Below are 22792 nucleotides of genomic sequence, written 5' to 3' on the forward strand. Positions count from 1 at the left end.
CCGTGACCCTCCCCGCCGTCGACGGCTACCCCCTGCCCACCAGCGCCGAGATGCCCGCACCGCGGGTGGCGTGGACGCTGCGGCCCGAACGCGCCGTGCTGCTCCTGCACGACCTGCAGGAGCACTTCCTCGACGCCTACGGCGAGCGCTCCGAGCTGCGCGCGCAGCTGCTGCGCACCGTCCGCGCGCTGCGCGACGCCTGCGACCGCGCGGGCGTGCCCGTCGTGTACACCGCCCAGCCCGCGCACCAGGACCCCGCGGACCGCGCACTGCTCAGCGACTTCTGGGGCGAGGGCCTGGGGCGGCGCCCGCACCGTGCCGGGCTGGTGCCCGAACTGGCCCCGCGCGAGCGCGACACCGTGCTCACCAAGTGGCGGTACTCGGCGTTCCAGCGCTGCGACCTGGCCGGTGTCCTGGCCTCCTCCGGCCGCGACCAGCTCCTCGTCACCGGCGTCTACGCCGGCATCGGCTGCCAGGTCACCGCCTGCGAGGCGTTCATGCGCGACGTCCAGCCGTTCCTCGTGGGGGACGCCGTCGCCGACTTCGACCGCGCGCGCCACGACGGCGCCCTGCGCTGGGTCGCCGACACCTGCGGCGTCGTGGTCGACGCCGCCTCGGCGGTGCGCGCGCTGGCCGGCGGGGACGGCACCGGCACCGGTGCGCGGACCGCCGAGGTGCTCGCGTGAGCCGCGGCGAGCTGGACCTGCTGGGCGTCGGGTTCGGCCCGGCGAACCTCGCCCTGGCGCTGGCCGTGGACGAGCTGCCGCCCGACGACCGCCTCGGCGCGCTGTTCTGCGAGCGCCAGCCCCGCTTCGGCTGGCACCGCGGGATGCTGCTGCCGGGGGCGACCCTGCAGGTCTCCTTCCTCAAGGACCTGGTCACCCAGCGGAACCCCACCAGCCCGGCCAGCTTCGTCGCCTACCTGCACGAGCGGGGCCGGCTGGCGGACTTCGTCAACGCCAAGACGTTCTTCCCCACGCGCCTGGAGTTCCACGACTACCTGGAGTGGGCCGCTGCCCGGGTCGCGGGCAGCGTGCGCTACGGCACCGAGGTCACCGCCCTGCGCCCCGTGCGCGAGGACGGCGCCGTCCGGGCGGTGGAGGCGGAGCTGTCCGACGGCACCCGCGTGCGCAGCAGGGACGTCGTCCTGGCCACCGGGCTGCGCGCGCGGATGCCCCGCGGTGTGCCGCGCGGCCCGCGGGTGTGGCACAACCACACCCTGCTCGGCGACCTGCGCGCCCTCGACGAGGCCCACGCCGCCACCGGCACCGCGCCGCGCTCCTTCGTGGTGCTGGGTGCCGGGCAGAGCGCCGCCGAGGTCGTGCAGCACCTGCACGCCCGCTACCCGGGAGCCGAGGTGCACTCGGTGTTCCGCTCCTTCGGCTACGCCCCCGCCGACGACAGCCCGTTCGCCAACCGGGTGTTCGACCCGGCGGCCGTCGACGAGTTCCACACCGCGCCGCCGGCCGTGCGCGAGGACCTGCTGCGCCGGCACGCCGGCACGAACTACTCGGTCGTCGACCAGGACCTCATCCAGGAGCTGTACCGCACCGAGTACGCCGAGACGGTCGCCGGTGCGCGGCGGCTGCACGTGCACCGCGCCAGCGAACTGCTGGAGGTGCGCGAGGAGGAGACGGCCGTGGCCGTCGACGTGCTGGACCGCACCAGCGGTGCCGTGCGGCGGCTGCGCGCCGACGTGCTGGTGTGCGCGACGGGTTTCGAGCACCTGGACCCCGCGGTGCTGCTGGGGGAGCTGGCGCCGGCGGTGCGCCGCGACGCCGCCGGGCGCGTCCTGGTGCACCGCGACCACCGGCTCGTCACCGACCCGGACGTCACCTGCGGCATCCACCTCATGGGCGGCACCGAGCACAGCCACGGGCTGAGCTCCTCGCTGCTGTCGAACGTCGCCCCCCGCGCCGGGGAGGTCCTGGCGTCCGTGCGCCGGCGCCGCGGCGCGCCGGCGGGCGCCCGCGCCGGCGGCCTGCCCGTCTGAGCGCCACCCGGCGCACCCACCCCACCACCGGAGGACACCGTGAGCACCAACCCGTTCGACGACCCCGACGGCGAGTTCCTCGTCCTCGTCAACGACGAGGAGCAGCACTCCCTGTGGCCCTCGTTCGCGCCCGTGCCGGCCGGCTGGCGCACCGTGTTCGGCCCCGGTCCCCGCGACGGCGCCCTGGCGCACGTCGAGGAGCGCTGGACCGACCTGCGGCCGCGCAGCCTGCGCGAGGCGATGGACCGCGAGGCGATGGACCGCGAGGCGGCGGGGGACCGGTCGTGACGGCGCAGGCCGCGCGGGCGGGCACCGCACCGGACCACCTCGCGCGCATCGCCGCCGCGCGCGCCGGGACCGCTGCCGCGAAGGTCGGGTACCCCATCGGCCTGCGCGAGGTCGAGGTGCTGCGCACGCAGCGGCTCGGTCCGGCCCTGGTGCGGGTGACGCTCGGGGGACCCGGGGCGGAGGGTTTCGTCAGCCACGTCCCCGAGGAGCACGTGCGCCTGGTGTTCCCCGACGAGCACGGGGTGCTGCGCCTGCCCGAGCGCGACGGGCCGTCCCTGAGGTGGCCGCGACCGCTGCCGGTGTCGCGCGAGTACACCGTGCGCCGGCACGACCCGGTGACCGGGGAGATCGACGTGGACCTCGTCCTGCACCCCGGCGGGGTCGCGTCGGGCTGGGCCGCGTCCACGCGCCCCGGCGACCGGGTGCACGTCGCCGGGCCGCCCGGGGGCGTCGTCGTCCCCGACGCGCACGAGCGGTACCTGTTCGCCGGCGACCTCACCGCGCTGCCGCAGATCGCCCGGTACCTGGAGGCCCTGCCCGCCACCGCGACCGGCTGGGCGTTCGTGGAGGTCGCCGACGCCTCCGAGGAGGTCGAGCTGACCGCCCCGGGGGGTTTCGAGGTGCGCTGGGTGCACCGCGGCGACGTCCCCGCGGGCCACGGCGACGCGCTGGAACGGGCGGTGCGCACCGTCCCGCTGCCGGACGGGCGCCGCACGTTCGTCTGGATCGCCGGTGAGGCCGGCGCCCTGAGACCCCTGCGCCGCTGGGTCCGCCACGACCTCGGCGTCGAGGCGGGCGACCACCGCGTCACCGGTTACTGGAAGCGCGGCGTCGCCGACTTCGACGACGAGCACTGACCCCCATCACCGCACCCGGCACCGCCCTCAGCACCCACGAGCACAGAACCCGCGAGGAGCACGAGTTGAGCACCCCCCTGGTCGCCGGCGACCGCGCGCGCACCGGGCAGGCGCTGGCGCTGTCCGCCGCCCAGCTCGGCATCTGGAACGCCCAGCGCCTGGAACCGGACTCGCGCAGCTACCTCGTCGGCGAGGTGCTGGAGGTCCGCGGCGACGGACCGGTGGACGTCGACGCCCTGGCCGAGGCGGTGCGCGCCACCGTCGCCGAGGTGGAGACGCTGCGGGTGCGGCTGCACGAGACCCCCGACGGTCCCCGCCAGGTCGTCGTCGACGACCCCGTGCCCGCTCCGGCGGTGGTGGACCTGCGCGGCGAGAGCGACCCGCGCACCGTCGCGCACGCCCTCGTGGACGCCGAGCGCGCCCGCGCCTCGGAGGCCTGCCGGGCGATGGTGGACCGGCCCCTGCACACGCACACCCTGCTGCGGCTGTCCGGCACCGAGGTGTGGTGCGTGCAGCTGTACCACCACGTCGTCGTCGACGGGTACTCCACCGCGATGGTCACCCGCAGGGTCGCGGCCCGCTACACCGCCCTGGTGCGCGGCACCGAGGTCCCGCCCCCGCCGTTCGGCGCGCTCGCCGACGTCGTCGCCGAGGACGAGGAGTACCGGCGCAGCGAGCGGTTCGAGCGCGACCGCGCGTACTGGCGCGACGTGCTCACCCCCCTGCCGGACCTGACCGGGCGCACCACCGCCCCCGACGGCCCCGCCGAGCGGACCGTGCACGCGCGCGCCGTGCTGCCCGCCCCGGTGCTGGCGCGGCTGCGCGAGGTCGCCGACGCCACCGGCACCACCTGGGCGGAGGTGCTGCTGGCCTGCTGGGCCGCCTTCCTGCACCGGTTGCGCGGCGACACCGACGTCGTCGTCGCCCTGCCCGTCATGGCGCGCACCGGCGCCGCGCTGCGCACCCCCGCGATGGCCGTGAACGTGCTGCCGCTGCGCGTGGCGGTGCGCCCCGGCGACCGGCTCGGTGAGCTCGCCCAGCGCGTGGCGCGGGCCCTGCTGGGGGTGCGCGCCCACCAGCGCTACCGCGGCGAGGACCTGCCCGCCGACCTCGGCGTGCCCGGGGCGGGCGCGCTGCTTCACGGCATCGGCGTGAACCTCAAGGCGTTCGACACCGAGCTGGACTTCGCCGGCGCGCGCGGGGTGCTGCGCAACGTCGCCGGCGGCCCGCCGGAGGACCTGGGGCTGACCGTCACCCCGCTCGGCGACCCCACCGGTGACGGCGAGCTGCTGCTGGGGTTCGAGGTGGACGCCCGCAGCGCCGCCCGCGCCGCCGTCGAGGCGCGGATGGACGCCCTGGTGCGCACGATCACGGCCCTGGCCGAACCCGCCGCCCCCGCCGTCGGGCAGGTGGAGCTGCTCGCGCCCGGGCAGGAGCAGCGGCTGCTGGCCGAGCGCGCTCGGCCCGCGGCGGGGGAGCCGCCGGCCGGCGCGCCCGTGCGGGACGTGCCGGCCGCCCTGGCGGAGCTGGCCGCCGCGCAGCCCGACGCCCCCGCGCTGGCGTGCGGCGCCGAGCGGCTCACCGCGGCGCAGCTGGCCGGGCGCGTGCACCGCCTGGCCCGCGCGCTGCGCGCCCGCGGCGCCGGCCCGGACGACGTCGTCGCGCTCGCCCTGCCCCGCTCGGCCGACCTCGTCGTGGCGCTGCTGGCGGTCCTGGACGCCGGCGCCGCCTTCCTGCCCCTGGACCTGGGGCACCCGCTGGAGCGGCTGCGCAGCACCGTCGAGGACGCCGGTGCCGTGCTGGTGCTCACCGAGGAGCGCCTCGCCGGGGCGCTGGGCGCCCCCGGCCGCCCCGCCGTCGACCCCGCGTCGCTGCGCGAGGAGCTGGCGGGCCTGCCCGACGGGCCACTGCGCCCGGACGAGCTGGCCGCCGCCCGCCACCCCGAGCACCTGGCGTACGTCACCTCCACCTCCGGCTCCACCGGCCGGCCCAAGGCGGTGCTGACCCGCGCGGGCGGGCTGAGCGCCCTGCTGCACCACCACCGCTTCACGATCTGCGCGCGGGCCGCCGAGCTCGCCGGCGGCCGGGCGCTGCGCACCGCGCACACCGCCTCCTTCGCCTTCGACGCCTCGATCGACCAGCTGCTGTGGCTGCTGTGCGGGCACGAGGTGCACCTGTACGACGCCGAGCTGCAGCGCGACGCGGAGGCGCTGCTGGCCGCGTTCGCCCGCGACCGCGTCGACGTCGTGGACGCCACCCCCTCCATGGCGGCGCAGCTGCTCGACCTCGGCCTGCTCACCGGCGCCCACCGCCCGGTGCTGCTCGTCCTCGGCGGCGAGGCCGCGCCGCCGGCGCTGTGGGAGCGCGTCACCGCCTCCGGCGCGGCCGCCTGGAACCTGTACGGGCCCACCGAGGCCACCGTCGACGCGCTGGCCGCGCCCGTGGACGCGCACGGCCCGCGCATCGGGCACCCCTTGGCCGGCACCCGCGTCCACCTGCTGGACCCCGCGCTGCGGCCCGTGCCCGACGGCGAGCGCGGCGAGCTGTACCTGGCCGGCCCGCACCTGGCGCGCGGCTACCTGGGGCGCCCCGGCGCCAGCGCCGAACGGTTCGTGGCGAACCCCTTCGGCGCGCCGGGGGAACGCATGTACCGCACCGGCGACGTCGGCCGCTGGGTGCCCGGGCTGGGCGTGGAGTTCCTCGGGCGCGGCGACGGGCAGGTGAAGGTCCGCGGGCACCGCGTGGAGCTGGGCGAGGTGGAGGCCGCGCTCGCCGCCCTCGACGGCGTCGCGGCGGCCGCCGCGACGGTGCGCGAGGAGGGCGGGCGCACCCGCCTCGCCGGGTACGTCGTGCCCGCCCGCGGCGAACGGCTGGAGCCGGCGGCGGTGCGCGACGCGCTGGCCGCCCGCGTGCCCGACCACCTGGTGCCGTCGGCCGTGGTGGTGCTGGACGCGCTGCCCGTGACCGTCAACGGCAAGCTCGACCGGGCCGCGCTGCCGGTCCCGCCGGCCGCGCGCGGCGGCCGGGCCGCGGCCACGCAGGCCGAGCGGGTGCTGTGCGAGACGGTCGCCGAGGTCCTCGGTCACGAGAGCGCCGGCACCGACGACGACTTCTTCGGCCTCGGCGGCGACAGCATCACCGCGATCGCGGTGAGCAGCCGGCTGCGCGAGCGCGGCCTGGACGTGCGCCCCAAGGAGGTCCTGGCCCGCCGGGACCTGGGCGCGCTGGCCGCCGCCGCGCGCCCGGTCGGCGGCCGGCGGCCCGGCGCGGCCGACGTGGCGACCGGTGCCGTGCCGGCCCCGCCGATCGTGCGGGCCCTGCTGGAGGCGAACCCCGCCGACGCCGTGGCCGGGTACGCGCAGTGGACCGCGGTGCGCCTGGACGAGGCCCCGGCGCTGCCCGAGCTGGTCGCGGGCGTGCAGGCGGTCCTGGACCACCACGACGCGCTGCGCCTGCTGCTGCGCGGAGCGCCGGGCGAGGCGCCCGAGCTCGTGGTGCGCGCAGCCGGCGCGGTCCGCGCCGCCGACGTCGTCGGCGAGCTGCAGGACGCGGACCCCGCGCGGGTGGCCCGGGCGGCCGCCGCGCGGCTGGACCCGCGCGCCGGCCGCGTGCTGCGGGTGGAGCTGGTGCGCACCGGCGCCGGGCGGCCGGACCTGCTGGTGGTCGTGGTGCACCACCTCGCCGTCGACGGCGTCTCCTGGCGGGTCCTGCTGCCCGACCTGGAGCGGGCGTGCACCGCCGTGCGCGCCGGCCGGGTGCCCGCCCTGGCGCCGGTGCCCTCCTCCTGGCGCCGGCACGCCCGCCTGCTCGCCGAGCAGGGCCGCACCGGGGCCCGGCGCGGCGAGCTGGAGCACTGGCGCGCCGTGCTCGCGCCGGGCGCGCCGCGCCTGGGCGCCCGCGCCCTGGACCCGGCCCGGGACACCGTCGCCACCGCCGTGCGCACCCGCACCACGACCCCGCCGTCGATCGCCGGGCCGCTGCTGACCGCCCTGCCGGCGGCCTACCGGGCGGGCGTGGACCACGTGCTGCTGGCCGCGCTCGTCCTGGCCGTGCGCTCCTGGCGGCACGAGCGCGGCGAGAGCGCCGCCCCGGCGCAGCTCGTCGCCGTGGAGGGCCACGGCCGCGAGGAGCTCGCCGACGACCTGGACACCTCCCGCACCGTGGGCTGGTTCACCACCGAGTTCCCCGTGCGGGTACCCGCGGAGGCGATCGGCACCGACGCCGCGCTCGCCGACGCGCTCGCCGGCGGCGCCGCGGCCGGGCGGCTGCTGAAGGCCGCGAAGGAGGCGGTGCGCACCACCCCCGCCGCCGGGACCGGGTTCGGGGTGCTGCGCCACCTCGACCCCGCCACCGCGCCGGGACTGGCCACCGCCGGGAACCCCGAGCTGCTGCTGAACCACCTCGGCCGGTTCACCCCGGCCCCCGGCGCCGCGTGGCGGTTGCCCGAGGACGACGCGTTCTCCGTGCTGGAACCGGCCACCAAGGCGCTGACCGAGGTGCTGGCGCTGAACTCCTTCGTGCACGCCGACGGCTCCCTGGCCGTGGAGTGGACCGCCGCGTCCGGCGTCCTCGACGGCGCCTCGGTCGCCGCGCTGCAGGAGCACTGGGAGCAGGCGCTGGAGGCGCTGGCCGCGCACGCCGTGCGCACCCGCGGCGGGCTGACCCCCTCGGACTGCGCCGCCCCGGGTGTCGACCAGCGCGCCCTGGACGAGCTGGAGGCGCTGCACGGTCCCCTGGACGACGTGCTGCCCCTGTCGCCGCTGCAGGAGGGCCTGCTGTTCCACGCCCTCCACGACGGCGCCGCCGACGCCTACACCCTCACCGCCCGCCTGGAGCTGACCGGCCCGCTGGACGCCGCGCGCCTGGAGGCCGCGCTGGAGCAGGTGCTGCACCGGCACCCGAACCTGCGCGCCGCGTTCCACCACGAGGGCCTGGACCGGCCGGTGCAGGCGCTGCCGCGCACCGCCGGCGTGCCGTGGCGGCACGTGGACCTGTCCGCGCTGCCCGGGCGCGCCGCGCTGCGCGCCGCCGACGCCCTGGAGGACGAGCTCGCCGCCGAGGCCGTGGACGTGACCCGGCCCCCGCTGCTGCGGGCGCTGCTGGTGCGCCTGCCCGACGCCGGCACGGGGGAGCCGCGGCACCGCCTGGTGCTGGGAGCGCACCACCTGCTCACCGACGGGTGGTCCACGCCCGTCGTCGTGCGCGAACTGCTGCAGCTGCACCACGGCGCCGTCCCCCTGCCGGCCCCGGCCCCGTACCGCACCCACCTGGAGCGCCTCGCGGCCCTCGACCCGGACGTGCAGCGCGAGGCGTGGCGCGAGCGCCTGGCGGGCCTGGCCGCCCCGACGCTGCTGGCGCCGGCGGCCGACCCGGCCCGGCGGGCCGAACCGGTCGAGCTGCCGGTGCCGCTGGCGGCGGCGACGCCCGCCGCGCTCGCCGGCCTGGCGCGCCGGAGCGGCCTGACCGTGAACACGCTCGTGCAGGGGGCGTGGGGGAGCGTGCTGGCCGGGGTCACCGGCCGCGCCGACGTCGTCTTCGGCGCCACCGTGTCCGGTCGCCCCGCCGACCTGCCCGGCGTGGAGCGCATGGTCGGGCTGTTCAGCAACACCGTCCCGGTGCGGTTCACGGCGGTTCCCGGCGAGCCGCTGCTGGAGGGTCTCGCGCGGCTGCAGGCGGCGCAGCTCGCGGTCCAGGACCACGAGCACGCGAGCCTGGCGGAGGTCGAGCGGGCCGTCGGCCTCGGCCGGCTGTTCGACACCCTCGTGGTGTTCGAGAACTTCCCCGCGCCGGCGACCGACCCGGCCACGACCGGCGGGCTGCGCGTCACCGGCATCGTGCACCGCGGTCGCACCCACTACCCCCTCACGCTCACGGCCCCGCCCGCGGACGAGCTGGAACTGGTCCTGCACCACGACCCGGCGGCCGTGCCGGAGCAGCGGGCGCGGGAACTGGTGCGGCGCCTGGGTGAGCTGCTCGACGGCCTGGCGGCCGATCCGGGCCTGCGGGCGCCGGAACCGCTGGTGCCGGAACCGCTGGTGCCGGAACCGCTGGCGCCGGACGCGACCGCGGCGCCGGTGGTGGAACCCGCCCCGCCCGCGGAACCCGCGAACCTCGCTGACCCCGCGGTGGGGCGGCAGGCCGCCGGCCGTGCGGCGGCGCTGGACGTCGTCGCCGCGGTGCGCGCCGCCGCGGCGGCCGTGCTGGAACTGCCGGACGTCGCCGCGGACGACGACTTCTTCGCGCTCGGCGGTCACTCGCTGACCGCGATGCGCCTGGTCGGCCGGCTGCGCCGCGACGGCGTGCGGGTGGGGGTGCGCGAGGTGTTCGAGGCGCGGACCCCCGCCGCGATCGCCGCGCGCGCCGACGTGGACCCGGACCGCGGGGTCCGCGCGGAAACTCCTGCGGAACCCCCCGCGGAACCCCCCGCGGGAACCCCCGCGGGAACCCCCGCGGGAACCCCCGCGGGAACCCCCGCGCCGACCGGTGCGACGACCGGTGCGGAACCCCCGGCCGTGGGTGCCGGGCAGGACCTGCCCCTGTCCCCGGCGCAGGAGCGGCTGTGGTTCCTGCACCGGCTGGGGGGCCCCTCCACCACCTACGACGTGCCGGTGGTGGCGCGCCTGCACGGCCCGGTGGACGCCGGGGCCCTGGCGCTCGCGTGGAGCGACGTGCTGGAGCGCCACCCGGTGCTGCGCACCGTCTACCCCGAGGACGCCGCGGGCTCGGCCACCGCCCGGGTGCTGCCCGTGACGGCCGCCGATGCCCTGCGGGTCCGGGACGTCGAGGCCGCGCGGGTGCAGGAGCAGATCGCCGCCCACCTCGCGGTGCCCGTCGACATCACCACCGCCGCCCCCGCGCGCGCGGCGCTCCTGACCCTCTCGCCCACCGAGAGCGTGCTGGTCCTCGTGGTGCACCACGTCGCGATCGACGAACCCTCCTTCGGCCCGCTGCTGGCCGACCTCGGCACCGCCTACGCCGCCCGCCGCACCGGGCGGGCCCCCGCGTGGGGACCCGCCGGGCCCGGGTACGCCGCGCACGCGCGCCGCGAGCGCGACCGGCTGCGGGAGGGTTCCGCGCCGGGCGGTGCGCTCGCCGAGCAGGAGCGGTACTGGCGGCAGGCCCTCGCGGGCCTGCCGGTGGAGCTGGACCTGCCGCTGGACCGGTCGCGGCCGGCGCGCTCGGCGCACCGCGGGCACGCGCTGGAACGCCCCCTGGCGCCCGCGCTGCGCGAACGCGTCACCGCGCTGTGCGCCGAGCACGGCGCCAGCCCCCTGATGGTGCTGCAGGCGGCCGTGGCCGTCACCTGGCAGGCGCTCGGCGCCGGCGACGACGTCCCGCTCGGCACCACCGTCACCCGGCGCGACCACGCCGGGGAGCACACCGGCGGGAGCACGGGAGACACCGGGGCGGACACCGCGATCGGCTACCACGTCAACACGCTCGTGGTGCGCTGCGACCTCACCGGGCGACCCTCGTTCGCGGAGCTCCTGCACCGCGTGCGCGACGCCGCACTGGACGGCCTGGCGAACTCCGACCTGCCGTTCGAGCGGCTCGTGGACCTGCTGGCACCACCGCGCTCGACGGCCCGGCACCCGTTGTTCCAGACCGCCGTCGCGCACGAGCGGGTCCCCGTCCCGCCGCCGCTGGACGACCTCGTCGTGGAACCGATCGCCGTGCCGACGACCGGTTCGCGCTTCGACGTGGCGTGGTGGCTGGTGGACCGGCCCGGCACCGGTTCCGCGCTGCGCCTGGTCGCCGACGCGGAGCTGTTCGACGCCACCACCGCGCAGGCGTTCTGCGAGCACCTCGTCCGGGTGCTGGAGCAGGTCCTCGCCGACCCCGACCGCCCCGTCGCCGAGGTGGCGCTCACCGCGCCGAGCGACCGGCGCGACCCCGCCCGGCGCGAGCGCACCCCCGCCGGCGTGGCCGTCGCGTTCGCCGAGCAGGCCCGGCGGACCCCCGGCGCGCCCGCGCTCGTCGCCGACGGCGCGACGCTGACCTACCGGCAGCTCGCCGACCGGGTGGAGGAGCTGGCGCGGCACCTGCTCGCCGCGGGCGCCGCCCCCGAACGCCTCGTGGCCCTGGCGCTGCCGCGCGGCGCGGACCTGGTCGCCGGGATCCTCGCCGTGCTGCGCACCGGCGCCGCGTACCTGCCGCTGGACGTCGAGCACCCCGCCGACCGGTTGCGGCAGGTCCTCGACGACGCGCGCCCCGCGTGCACCCTGACCACCTCGGCGGTCCTCGCGGACCTGCCGGTGCGGGTGCCCGCCCCGGTCCTCACCGACCGGCCCCTCGGGGAACCCGGGGGAGCGCCCACCGGGCTGCCCGCCCCGCCCCCGGCCGGCGAGCACCTCGCCTACGTGCTGCACACCTCCGGTTCCACCGGCCGCCCCAAGGGGGTGATGGTCACCACCGCGAACCTCGCCGCGTTCACCGCCACCGTCGTCGACGAGGGCTGGGTCCGCCCCGGCGACCGGCTCGTCGCGGTCACCACCGTCTCCTTCGACATCGCGGCGCTCGAACTGCTGTGCCCGCTGCTGGTCGGCGCCACCGTGGTGCTCGCGGACCGCTGGACCGTGCGCGACCCCGACGCCCTGCACGAGCTCGTCGCCGGCAGCGGCGCCACCGTGCTGCAGGCCACGCCGTCGCTGTGGCGGCCGCTGCTGGAGCACGAGCGCGCACCGGGGCTGCGCGGCGTGCGGGCCCTGGTGGGCGGCGAGGCGCTGCCCGCCGACCTGGCCGCCGGCCTCACCGCCACCTGCGCGGCCGTGCGCAACGTGTACGGCCCCACCGAGGTCACCGTGTGGGCCACCGGCGCCGAGCTCGCCGCCGGCGACCCGGTGACGATCGGTGAGCCGTGGACCGACGTGCACGCCCGCGTCCTCGACGAGCACCTGCGCGAGGTCCCCGACGGGGTCGCCGGGGAACTGCACCTCGGCGGTGCGCAGGTCACCCGCGGCTACCTCGGCCGGCCCGGCCTGACCGCGAGCCGGTTCGTGGCCGACCGGTGGGCGCCCGGGCGCCGGCTGTACCGCACCGGGGACCTGGTGCGCCGCCGCGGCGGCCGCCTGGAGTTCCTGCGCCGGGTCGACGACCAGGTGAAGGTCCGCGGTTTCCGCGTCGAGCTGGCCGAGGTGGAGGGCGCCCTGGCCGCCGCCGGCGGAGTGGCCCGCGCGGCCGCCGCCGTGCGCGCCGACGCCTCCGGCACCGGCCGGCTGCTCGGCTGGGTGGTGCCCGAGCCGGGCGCCAGGGTGGAACCCGCCGCGGTGCGCGAGGCAGCCGCCCGGCTGCTGCCGGACCACATGGTCCCGCAGGCCGTGGCCGTGCTGGGGGCCCTGCCGCTCACCCTGAACGGCAAGGTGGACCGGGGGGCCCTGCCCGAACCCGCCCCCGCCCCGGCGGGCGGGCGCACCCCCGCCACCGAGGCCGAGCACCGCCTGTGCGCGCTGGCGGCGCAGGTGCTCGGCATCTCCGGGGCCGGCCCGGACGACGGGTTCTTCGCCCTGGGCGGCGACAGCATCAGCTCGGTGCGCCTGGTCGCCGCCGCCCGCGCCGCCGGCCTGCACCTCACCGTCGCCGACGTGTTCGAGCACTCGACGCTGGGCGACCTGGCCCGCGCCGCGACCCCGGCCGGGAACCCCCGGGAACCCGCGGGCGCCGCCGGGGAGCTGTCGGTCCCGCTGGACGCCGACCGGCGAGCCCGCCTGGACGCGCTGTGCCCCGGCTGGCAGGAGGTCCTGCCGCTGGGTCCGCTGCAGGAGGGCATGTACTACCAGTCGGTCCTGGGAGCCGGCGCGGACGCGTACCTGGTGCAGCACCGGTTCACGTTCGGCACCGGCCCCACGGGCACCGGGGCCCCGGACGCGGCCGCGCTGCGCGCCGCGGGCGCCGCGCTGCTGCGCCGCCACCCGAACCTGCGCGCCGGTTTCACCCACGCCGGTTTCGACGAGCCCGTGCAGTTCACCGCCCCGCCCTGCGACCTCCCGCACCGGGAGGCCGACCTGCGCGCGACCCCCGAGCCGGAGGTCCCCGCCGCGCTCGCCGCCGCGGAGGAGGCCGAGTTCGCGGCCGGTTTCGACCTGGCCGCCCCGCCGCTGCTGCGGATGCTGCTGGTGCACCTGCCCGGCGGGGGGGCGCGGCTGGTGCTGACCCAGCACCACCTGCTCACCGACGGCTGGTCGCAGGCCCTGCTGCTGCGGGAGTTCTTCGAGCTGCTGGACCTCGCCCGCGGCGGCTCCGGCCCGCGGGAGCTGGACGGTGCGCTGCCGCCCGCGCCGGACGTGCGAGAGCACCTGCGCTGGGTGCGCGGGCAGGACCCCGCCGCGGCCGAGGACGCCTGGCGCGAGCACCTGGCCGGCCTGGCGCAGCCGACGCTCGTGGCGGGCGACCGTCCCCCCGCCCCGGGTTCCGCCGAGCGCCGCACGCCGCTGCCGGTGCACCGCCGCGCGCTCCTGGACGAGGCGACCGCCACCGGTCTGCGCGACCTCGCGCGCTCGGCCGGCGTGACGCTGTCCACGGTGCTGTCCACCGCCTGGGGACTCACCCTGCGCGGGGCCACCGGCACCGACGACGTCGTGTTCGGCTCCACCGTCTCCGGTCGCCCGCCGGAGGTCCCCGGCGCCGAGCGCACGGTGGGGCTGCTGCTGAACACCGTGCCGGTGCGCCTGCGCACCCGGCCGGGCGAGGCGGTGGCGAACCTGCTGCGCCGCACCGGCACCGAGCAGGGCCGGCTCACCGCCCACCACCACGTCGGCCTCGGGCGGATCCAGCGCGCCACCGGCCACCCCGCCCTGTTCGACACGCTGTACGTGTTCCGCAACCTGCCCACCGACGAGGCGGGCCGCGCCACCGCGTTCGCCCGGCACGGGATCGTCGCCGCCGACGCGGTCGACGGCACCCACTACGCCCTCACGCTGGACGTCGACCCGGTGGCCGGGACGGGCGGGCGGATCGGGGTGGTGCTGGAGAACCGGCCCGACCTCGTCCCCGACAACGCCGCGCAGGGTTTCCTCGACCGCCTCCTCGCGGTCCTCGGCGTGCTCGCCGCCCCCGGCGCGGCCGGGCGCACCGTCGCCGCCACCGCGGTGCCCGCGGCGGCGCCCCCGGCGGCGCTCGCACCCGCCCGGGTCCCCGTCCCGGTGCCCGGCGAACCCGGCGGCAGCGTCGACGCGCTGCTGCGCGAGCGGGCCGCCGCCGCCCCCGGCGCCACCGCCCTCGTCTGCGGGGACGTCGCGCTCAGCACCGCCGCGCTGGACGAGCGCGTGGACCGGCTCGCGCGGGTCCTCGCCGCCCGCGGCGCCGGACCCGGCGGCACGGTGGCGCTGCTGCTGCCCCGCACCGCCGACCACGTCGTGGCGATCTTCGCGGTGCTGCGCACCGGTGCCGCGTACCTGCCGCTGGAACCATCCACCCCGCCCGCCCGGCTGCGGCACCTGCTCGCCGACGCGCGCGCGACGCTGCTGGTGAGCACCGCGGCCACCCGGGCCGCGCTCACCGCGGACGGGGAGGCCACCGCCGTGGTGGAGGTCCTGCTGGACGACCCGGCCGTCGCCGCCGTCCTCGACGGCACCGCCGCCGCCCCGGCCGTGCCCGAGCGCGCCGTGCGCGGCCCCGTCCACGCCGACCAGCCGGCCTACGTCATCCACACCTCCGGTTCGACGGGCACCCCCAAGGGCGTCGTCGTCGGCCACCGGGGCCTGACGACGATGTTCCACAACCACGTCGAGGAGATCTTCCGCCCCACCGAGGCGGCGGCGGGGCGGCGGCTGCGCGTCGCGCACACCGTGTCCTTCTCGTTCGACATGTCGTGGGAGGAGCTGTTCTGGCTGCTGGCCGGGCACGAGGTGCACGTGGTCGGCGAGGAGGCCCGGCTGGACCCCGCCGCCCTGGTGCGGCACTACCGCCGGGTGGGCGTCGACGTGGTGAACGTGACCCCCTCCTACGCGCGCGAACTCGTCGCCGCCGGGTTGCTGGACGGTGAGCGCACCCCCGTCCTGGTGATGCTCGGCGGGGAGGCGGTGCCGCCGGAGCTGTGGACGCGGCTGCGCGAGCAGGACGGCGTCGACGGCTACGACCTGTACGGGCCGACGGAGTTCACCATCAACGCGATGGGTTCCCCGGTGCGCGGCAGCGCCACGCCGTGCCTGGGCCGGCCGGTGCGCAACGCCCGCGCCCTCGTCCTGGACTCCGGCCTGGCGCCGGTGCCTGCCGGGGCGACCGGCGAGCTGCACCTGTCCGGCGACGGCGTCGCCCACGGCTACCTGGGCCGCCCCGGTGCGACCGCCGCGTCGTTCGTGGCCGACCCGTTCGCCGGCGACGGCAGCCGGATGTACCGCACCGGCGACCTGGTGCGGCTGCGCGGCGACGGCTCCCTGGAGTACCTGGGCCGCGCCGACGGCCAGGTGAAGGTTCGGGGTTTCCGGGTCGAGCTCGGTGAGGTCGAGGCGGCGCTGGAGGCGTGCCCCGGGGTGCGCCGCGCCGCCGCGGGCGTGCGCACCGACGGCGGGACCGCCCGCCTCGTCGGGTACGTGGTCGCCGAACCCGGCCGGGAACTGCCGGACCCCCGCGCGCGGCTGCGCCGGACGCTGCCGGGGCACCTGGTCCCCTCGGTCGTCGTCGAGGTGCCCGCGCTGCCGCTGACCCCGAACGGCAAGCTCGACCGCGCCGCCCTGCCGGCCCCACCGCCGCGCGGCGCCGGCCGCGCACCGCGCGACGAGCGGGAACGCGCCGTGTGCCGCGTGTTCGCGCGGGTCCTGGGCGTGGCGGACGTGGACCCCGAGGAGGGGTTCCTCGACCTGGGCGGTGACTCGCTCAGCGCCATGCGGATCGTCGCGGCCCTGGAGGCGGAGCTCGGGTTCCCCGTCGCCGTGGGAACCCTGCTGGCGCACCCGGCGGCCGCCGACCTCGCCCACCACCTCGCCGCGCAGGCCCCCGGGACGCGCGGCCCCGGGACGCGGGAACCCCGGCACCCCGGTGCGCCGGAGCGCGAGCACGTTCTCGTGCTGCGCGCCGCGGGCACCGCGGAACCCCTGTTCTGCGTCCACCCGGCCGGCGGGTACGCGTGGCCGTTCGCGGGCCTGGTGCCGCACCTGCGCGCCGACCGGCCCGTCGTCGGCCTGCAGCTGCCGCAGGACGGCCCGCGCGCCGCGACCGTCGACGAGCTGGCCGAGCGGTACGCGAGGACCGTGCGCGAGCACCAGCCGCGCGGGCCGTACCACCTGCTCGGCTACTCCTTCGGCGGGAACGTCGTGCACGCGCTGGCCGCGCGGCTCACCGCCCTCGGCGAGGAGGTCGCGTTCGCCGGGATGATCGACAGCGAACCGCCGCGCGCGCACCGGCGCGCGGCCGGGCGCGACGTCGAGCGGGAGGTCGCCGCCGCCCTGCCGGACGGCGCCGCGCAGCGGGAACCCGCCCTGGCGGCCGCGGTGCGCGCCTCGTACGAGGAGTGCCTGCGGTTGCTGGCCGCCTCCCGCCCCGCGCGGTACGGCGGGACCCTGACCCTGTTCACCGCCGACCTCCCCACCGGGGAGACCCCCGGCGGAGACCCCGGGGAAACCTCCGGGCAGACCCCCGGCGAGCGGCTGGCGCGGGCGTGGCGACAGGCCCACGCCCCCGGCCGGCTCGTCGTCCACCACGTCCCGCAGGACCACGTCGGCGTCGCCTCGAGCGAGGGGTGGTCCGTCATCGGTCCGCTGCTCGACGCCGACCCCGCGGTGCGCACCGACCCCACCCACCCCTGATGAGGAGAACCATGCGACCGACCACCACCGCCCACCCCCGCACCTCGCGGCGGGCGGTCCTCGCCGGGGCCTCCGGCCTGGCGCTGCTGGCGCTCACCGCCTGCTCCGGCGGCAGCGGCCAGGCCGCCGAGCAGACCCCGGCGGCGACGACCTCGAGCGCCCCCGCCCTGCGGACCGTCACCACCGAGCAGGGCGCCGTGGAGGTCCCCGGCGACCCGCAGCGCATCGCCGTGCTCAGCGGCGGCCTCGCCGGGTACCTGTTCGCCCTCGACGCGCCCGTGGTCGCCACCGACACCCGCGTGCTCGGCGTCACCGACCTGCAGGGCGGTTTCCCGCCCGCCTGGGCGGACGAGGCCACCGAGCAGGGCACCACCGCCCTGCCCGCCGGCGAGCAGCTGAACATCGAGGCCGTCGCCGCGGCGAACCCCGACCTCATCATCGGCGGCGGCCAGGGCATCACCGCCGTGCAGGCGCAGGAGGCGTACGAGCAGCTCAGCGACATCGCCCCCACCGTGCTGGTGCCCACCAGCACCACCAGCTGGCAGGAGCAGCTCGAACTGGTCGCCGAGGCCACCGGTCGCACCGACGGCGTCGACGAGCTCGTCGCCGCCTACGACGAGAGGGTGGAGGAGGTGCGCTCGTCCATCACCGTGCCGGACGGGAACGCGGTGTTCCTGCTCTCGCTGCCCGTCGGCAAGCCGTTCCTGATCCCCGCCGACGCGGCGCTGCCCGCCCTCGCCGAGGAGGTCGGCTTCACCCCCGACGACGTCCTCACCAAGGCGGGCAACCCCACCCTGTACGGCAGCGGCGACTCCTTCGAGGTGAGCCCGGAACTGCTCGGCCAGGTCGCCGACGCCCCCGTCGCGTTCGTCGTGGACCTCGGCGGGGCCAGCGTGGAGGAGCTGGCGCAGGACCCGGTGTACGCGGCGCTGCCGGCGTTCCGGAACGGGCAGGTGCACGAGCTGCCCGCGACGAGCTACCGGCCCGACTACGACGGCGCGATGGACGCCCTGGACGCCATCGCCGAGGAGTTCGGCGCGTGAGGGAGTGCCGGTGAGGCGGTTCGGCGCGCTGGTCGTGGACCTGACCCCGCTGCGGGAGAGCCGGCCGTTCCGGTTCGCCTTCGCGGCGCGGCTGGTGTCCCTGCTCGGCATCGGCCTGCTCGTCGTGGCCGTGCCCGCGCAGACGTACCGACTCACCGGCTCCAGCGGGCACGTCGCCGGCGTCACCGTCGTCACGGCGGTGGCGGTGTTCGCCGGCAGCCTCGCCGGCGGCGTGCTCGCCGACCGCTTCGAGCGCCGGCGCACCATCCAGCTCGCCAGGTCCACCGCCGGGCTGGCCTTCGCGGTGCTGGGTGTCAACGCCGTGCTGCCCGACCCCTCGCTCGGCGTGCTCTACGCCGCCTCCGCGGTGGACGGGCTCGCCGGCGGGGTCAGCAGCGCCGCCCTCATGGCGGTGGTCCCCGGCCTGCTGCCGGCGCGGCAGCTGCCCGCGGCCGGGGCCCTGCTGGCCCTGACCACCGACCTCGGCACGGTCCTCACCCCCGCCCTGGCCGGTGCGCTCATCGCCTCCGGCGGGGTGGCGGTGGCGTACTTCGCCGCCGCCGCGGCCACCGCCGCGACCGTCGCCCTCGTCACCGGGCTCGGGCGCTGCCCACCCGGCGACGGGGCGCACGAGCACCCGCTGCGCGCCCTCGGGGCGGGGGTCCGGTTCGCCGCCGGCCAGCCGGTCGTGCGCAGCGCCCTCCTCGTGGGGCTGCTCGCCGCGCTGGCGAGCGGGCCGCTCGTGCTGCTGCCGGCGTTCGTGGACCGGGTGCTGGGCGCCGGTCCCACCACCCTGGGCCTGCTGTACGCGGCGCCCGCCGCGGGCGCCGTCGTCGGCTCCCTGACCAGCGGGTGGACCGGGCGGGTGCGCCGCGCCGGCGTCGCCCTGCTCGCCGCGGTCGCCGTGATGGCGCTGGGGCCGCTGGTGCTCGGCGCCTCCCCCCGCGTCCCCGGCGGCGCACCGGTCGTGGCCGCGGTGGCGTTCTGCGGGCTCGCCGGGCACGGCCTCGGCCGCGCCCTCGGCGACGTGCTGCGCTTCGCGCTCGTGCAGCGGCACACCCCGGACGCGCTGCGCGGGCGGGTGTCCAGCCTGTGGCAGGTGCAGGCCGTCACGGGCGGTGCGCTCGGTTCCGCCGCCGCCGGGCTGCTCGGCCGCTGGTTCGCCCCGGACGTGGCGCTGCTCGTCCACGGCCTCGCCGGCCTCGCCCTCGCGCTGGTGCTCACCGCCGCCGTCCGACCGCTGTGGCGGTGACGCGCGCCCGCCGAGGACCCCGTCCCCGCACCCCCGACCGCACCACCGGCCACCGCCGGACCGCCGACCACGACCACGACCACGACAGGAGGACGACCCCGATGACCGCACCGGGACCCGCCGCCGCCCCGCCGCCGCTGACCGCCGAGCGGCTGCGCGCCGACGTCGCCGGCCTGCTCGGCTGCGACCCGGCCGACCTCGACGCCGACGAGGACCTGCTCGACCGGGGCCTGGACTCCATCCGGCTGATGACGCTCGTCGAGCGCTGGCGCCGCGCCGGCGCCGGCGCCCTGGAGTTCCCCGACCTGGCGGAGCAGCCGGTGCTGCGCCGCTGGGAGGAACTGCTCGCCACCCGCTCCTGACCCGCCCGCCCCGGTGGTCGAGGAGGTCCCCGCCCCCTCGGCCACCGCGGGGGCGGGGGGCGGGTGCGGGGGAGCGGGGTGCGGGGCGCGGCGCTCAGCCGTAGCGTCGGGCGCGACCCGCCCGGACGACGGAGGAGACGACGTGCCCGCAGTCCCGAACCTGACCCTGCACGACGGGGTGCAGATCCCCCAGCTCGGTCTGGGGGTGTGGCAGGTCCCGCAGGAGCAGACCGCCGAGGTCGTGCTCACCGCCCTCGGCGCCGGCTACCGGCACGTCGACACCGCCGCCGGGTACGGCAACGAGGCCGGTGTCGGCGACGCCCTGCGCGTGAGCGACGTGCCGCGCGAGGAGGTGTTCATCACCACCAAGCTGCCCAACGAGCGGCACGGCCGCGACGCCACCCTGCGCACCTTCGACGAGAGCACGGCCAAGCTCCAGCTCGAGTACCTGGACCTGTACCTCATCCACTGGCCCACCCAGCGCGACGACTACGTCGAGACGTGGAAGGCGTTCGGGGAGCTGCACCGCGACGGTCGCATCCGCACCATCGGCGTCTCCAACTTCCAGAAGACCCACCTGCGCCGCATCATCGACGAGACGGGCGTCGTCCCCACCGTGAACCAGGTGGAGCTGCACCCCTACCTCGTGCAGGAGGACCTGCGCGCCTTCCACGCCGAGCACGGCATCGCCACCGAGGCGTGGAGCCCGCTGGCCCGCGGCGGGGAACTGCTCTCCGACCCCGTCGTCACCCGCATCGCCGCCGAGACCGGCAAGGAACCCGCCCAGGTCGTCCTGCGCTGGCACCTGCAGCTCGGCAACGTCGTCATCCCGAAGTCGGTGACGCCCTCGCGCATCGCGAGCAACATCGACGTGTTCGGGTTCACCCTCACCGACGAGCAGGTCGCCGACCTCACCGCCCTGAACCGCGACCAGCGCACCGGCCCCGACCCCGACACCTTCGGCTGACGCACCCCGCGCACGGGCTCCCGCGGGGGCCCGTGCGCGGCCCGGGGGTCAGCGGCCGCCGTCGGCGGAGCGAACGTCCACCACGCGCGCCGACGCCGAGCGCACCCCGCCGCCGGGGGCGCGGCCCCGCTCGCCCTTGCCGGCCTTCGCCTCGTACATGGCCGCGTCGGCCTCCTGCAGCACCCGGTGCGCGTCCGCACCGCGCGACGCGATCGACAACCCGACGCTGATGCCGACGGGGAAGCTCCACCCGGCCACCGGGAACGGCTCCGCCATCGCCGCCACGATCCGCTCCGCCACCGCCTCCGCGGCCGAGGCGTCCGGCAGGTCCGGGCACACCACCGCGAACTCGTCGCCGCCGATGCGGGCCACCGTGTCGCCCGGGCGCACCGCGGCCGCCAGCCGCTGCGCCACCCCGATGAGGACGTGGTCGCCGGCGGCGTGCCCGCCGGTGTCGTTGACGGGCTTGAAGTCGTCCAGGTCGCAGTACAGCAGCGCCACCCGCCGCCCCGAGCGGGCCGCCGCCCCCAGGGCGTGGCGCAGCCGGTCCTCCAGCAGCGTCCGGTTCGGCAGGCCCGTCAGCGCGTCGTGCAGCGCGGCCTCGCGCAACCTGCGCTGCACCAGGCGCCGCTGCGTGACGTCGGCGACCTGCACGACCGCGGCGACCTCCCCGGCGCGCCCGTCCTCGCGCCAGGTGGGCCACGCGGACGCGGCCAGCTCCAGCCACACGTCGCCGTCGCCGTGCTGCACCTCGGCGTGCCAGTGCGCGTCCTGCCCCGCGCGGACGCGACCCACCATCTCGCGCACCGCCTCCACGAACGCCTCCCGGTGCTCGGTGTGCACCTGCGCCGACCAGTCGGAACCGATCGGCACGTCGTGCCCCAGCATCGAGGCCAGGCGGTCGTTGACGCGGGCGACGACCGCGGTGCCGTCGGTGCGCAGCCGCAGCAGCGCCACCCCCAGCAGGGCGTCGTCGAAGGTGCGGCGGAACAGCTCCTCGCGCTGCCCGGCCTCCACCAGCGCGCGCTCGCGGGCCCGGACCACCAGCGACATCACCATCGTCACCGCGCCGCACGTGAACAGCAGCGCCTGCAGCACGGCGGTGCGGTGCGCCTCGGCGAACTGCCCGTACGGGCCCAGGCCAGCGACGGTGCCCGTGGTCGCCACGACCACCACCACCAGCAGGCAGGACAGCGCGCGGCCCAGCCCCAGGCGCGCCGCGCCCCACAGCACCGGGACCACCACCAGGAACGACCACGGGCCGGGGCCCGAGCGCCAGAACAGCGCCACGGCCGCGGCGGTGGAGACCACCAGGGCCGTGGCCCACTCCGCGCGGGCGGCGCGGGTGCGCCGGTCCACCGCGCGCGGCGACCCGGCCGGCAGCAGCAGCGGCGCCACCAGCAGCACGCCCAGCAGCTGCGCCGGCGCGTACCGCAGCACCTCGCCGGGTGCGACCGCCGGCTGCAGCAGCGCGCACGCGGCCGCGATCCCGGCCACGGCCCCCACCGCGAGCCGCCACGCGTCGCGGGTGGTGCGCATCCGCACCGGCCGCCCGCCCGTCAGCAGGCTCGTCACCGAGGCCCCCACGGCGCACTGCAGCGCCTGGGCGCAGGCCAGGACGGCCGTCAGCGCCGGGGCCACGCCCATCCAGCGCAGCGCCAGCGCGCTGCCGACGAGCGTCCCGGCGACGCACCACCACCGCCGGGACGGCCGCCGCACCGCCAGCGCCAGCGCCGCCCCCGCCGCCGGCCACCACACCGCGGTGAGCGGTGCGCCGTCCCCCCCGACGAGCGGGGTCAGGGCGACCAGGGCCCCCACGAGCACCGCCGTCGTCACGGCCAGGCGCACGCCCGCCGAGCGGGGGGAGAGGGGGCGCCGGGATCCCCTCCGATCCCCGGCGCCACCCACCTCCCCCGCGCGGGCGAGCTGCAGGCCGTCGTGACGCTGCGTCGTGGTGCTCATGCGCCCTCATCGGCAGGTGCGGGCCGGGACTTGAGCCCTCCGCCCGGGTGAATCCGGCACTCCCGCCCCCGCCCCTCCACCCCGCGGTGATCGAGGAAGTTGCCACTTCCTCGATCACCGCTGGGTCGGGGGAGAACGGTGGGGCGGGGTCAGCGGGGTCAGCGGGGTCAGCGGGGGGCGGGGGAGGGCTCGGCGGCGCGGTGGCCGTCCGGCTCGAGCGACTCCATCGTCCGCGTGCACGTCGCGATCAGCAGCGGCACCGCCAGCATCGCGCCCACCGCCGGCACCGCGGCGCCGGAGTCGTTGACGGCGAAGCCGATGCCCAGCAG

10 protein-coding genes are annotated in these 22792 nt (G+C 78.2%); 9 read left to right on the forward strand and 1 reads right to left on the reverse strand.

From position 1 onward, the window contains the following. The first annotated feature begins 2 nt into the window (after nucleotides 1-2). The 9 genes from V9U69_RS10650 (at nucleotide 3) to V9U69_RS10690 (ending at nucleotide 20501) form a co-directional block, all read left to right on the forward strand. On the forward strand, nucleotides 3-686 hold the full coding sequence (locus tag V9U69_RS10650; RefSeq protein ID WP_337061760.1) for an isochorismatase family protein: 684 nt from the start codon (nucleotides 3-5) through the stop codon (nucleotides 684-686). Next, entirely contained in the window at nucleotides 683-1993 is a 1311-nt protein-coding gene (locus V9U69_RS10655; protein ID WP_337061761.1) for a lysine N(6)-hydroxylase/L-ornithine N(5)-oxygenase family protein, read from the forward strand. The genes V9U69_RS10650 and V9U69_RS10655 overlap by 4 nt, the downstream gene beginning before the upstream one ends. Before the next feature lie 39 nt (nucleotides 1994-2032). Further along, the gene (locus V9U69_RS10660) at nucleotides 2033-2281 is read left to right on the forward strand and encodes an MbtH family protein (protein ID WP_337061763.1); all 249 of its coding nucleotides are present in this window, start codon (nucleotides 2033-2035) and stop codon (nucleotides 2279-2281) included. Further along, complete coding sequence (locus V9U69_RS10665; protein WP_337061765.1) at nucleotides 2278-3138, forward strand: siderophore-interacting protein; 861 nt, start codon at nucleotides 2278-2280, stop codon at nucleotides 3136-3138. Before V9U69_RS10660 ends, V9U69_RS10665 begins: the two co-directional genes overlap by 4 nt. A 65-nt stretch (nucleotides 3139-3203) precedes the next feature. Then, complete coding sequence (locus V9U69_RS10670) at nucleotides 3204-16877, forward strand: amino acid adenylation domain-containing protein (RefSeq protein ID WP_337061766.1); 13674 nt, start codon at nucleotides 3204-3206, stop codon at nucleotides 16875-16877. Between the two features lie 11 nt (nucleotides 16878-16888). Beyond that, nucleotides 16889-17920 carry a Fe2+-enterobactin ABC transporter substrate-binding protein gene (locus V9U69_RS10675; RefSeq protein ID WP_337061768.1) on the forward strand — a complete coding sequence of 344 codons (1032 nt, stop codon included), beginning with the start codon at nucleotides 16889-16891 and terminating at the stop codon, nucleotides 17918-17920. A gap of 10 nt (nucleotides 17921-17930) precedes the next feature. Beyond that, on the forward strand, nucleotides 17931-19172 hold the full coding sequence (entS, locus tag V9U69_RS10680; protein ID WP_337061769.1) for an enterobactin transporter EntS: 1242 nt from the start codon (nucleotides 17931-17933) through the stop codon (nucleotides 19170-19172). 101 nt (nucleotides 19173-19273) lie between these two features. Beyond that, nucleotides 19274-19534, forward strand: a complete 261-nt coding sequence (locus V9U69_RS10685; protein ID WP_337061770.1) for a phosphopantetheine-binding protein — start codon at nucleotides 19274-19276, stop codon at nucleotides 19532-19534. 142 nt (nucleotides 19535-19676) lie between these two features. Beyond that, nucleotides 19677-20501 (forward strand): aldo/keto reductase, encoded by an 825-nt coding sequence (locus V9U69_RS10690; RefSeq protein ID WP_337061772.1) that lies wholly within the window; start codon nucleotides 19677-19679, stop codon nucleotides 20499-20501. A 48-nt stretch (nucleotides 20502-20549) separates the two neighbouring features. On the opposite strand, the gene V9U69_RS10695 is transcribed toward V9U69_RS10690, so the two are convergent. After that, the gene (locus V9U69_RS10695; RefSeq protein ID WP_337061773.1) at nucleotides 20550-22463 is read right to left on the reverse strand and encodes a diguanylate cyclase domain-containing protein; all 1914 of its coding nucleotides are present in this window, start codon (nucleotides 22461-22463) and stop codon (nucleotides 20550-20552) included. Nucleotides 22464-22792 lie beyond the last annotated feature (329 nt).

Origin of the sequence: Kineococcus sp. G2 (assembly GCF_037154035.1) — a bacterium.
Lineage (GTDB): Bacteria > Actinomycetota > Actinomycetes > Actinomycetales > Kineococcaceae > Kineococcus.